The following is a 724-nucleotide window of genomic DNA, read 5'->3' as shown; positions in this document are numbered from 1 at the left end:
GGGCGAAAGCATCGATGGGCAAGCGAGCTGCGCGCTAAGACAGATTTTTCTGGACCGTCGGATCGAACCGGCGGTCTTATTTCCTCAACAAACCTTCAGCAGACTTGCCGCGGTGAAGTGCGCGCCGAGCCGGACTGAACGACGAGGAAAACTGGTTTGTCTTTTCGAAATGACGACACATCGGGGGACGCGGAACGCCCATCAGGGATTCCTACGGTCAACCCCTGGGCCGCACGTCCCGCCGAGCCGTCTGCCCCACCGCAGCCCCCGCTGCCCGAGCCACCGCGCAGCAAATGGTTCAACTGGCCCTCGGTCGCATTCGCGGTCGTAATATTCGGCGGTATCGGCGCGCAGGCCTATCAGGAGCTCTCCAAACCGGAGGCCTGGGCCTATTGGAAAGACCTCTATATCTCGCCGAGCATGGCGTCTTCGGAGGTCGGAAGTCTCGATCCGGACAATTCGGGCCGCGGCCGCCCGGCGCTGGCGATCACGGGCGAGATCGGGCCGGCCACTGCGAGCTGGTTTCGCGAAAAGCTCGATGAAGCCAAACTCGCGCCCGGCGATACCGTGCTGCTGTCGTCTCCGGGCGGAAATGTCGGCCAAGCCATCATCATGGGCGAGATCATCCGTGCGCGCGGGCTGACTACGGCGGTGGGCACGGTGGATTCGGCGGGCCGCATCAAATCGTCCTACTGCGCCAGCGCCTGCGTGATGACCTATGCGG

General features: G+C 63.5%; 1 protein-coding gene. It reads left to right on the top strand.

Going from position 1 to position 724, the window contains the following annotated elements; genetic code table 11:
* Positions 1-156: 156 nt before the first annotated feature.
* Positions 157-724: hypothetical protein (locus AC1DS5_RS25010; protein ID WP_477720941.1), on the top strand; the 568-nt coding region annotated here is incomplete at its 3' end.

It is taken from the genome of Polaromonas sp. P4_H1 (assembly GCF_056400945.1).
This window is presented reverse-complemented; position numbering and strand designations above follow the sequence as displayed.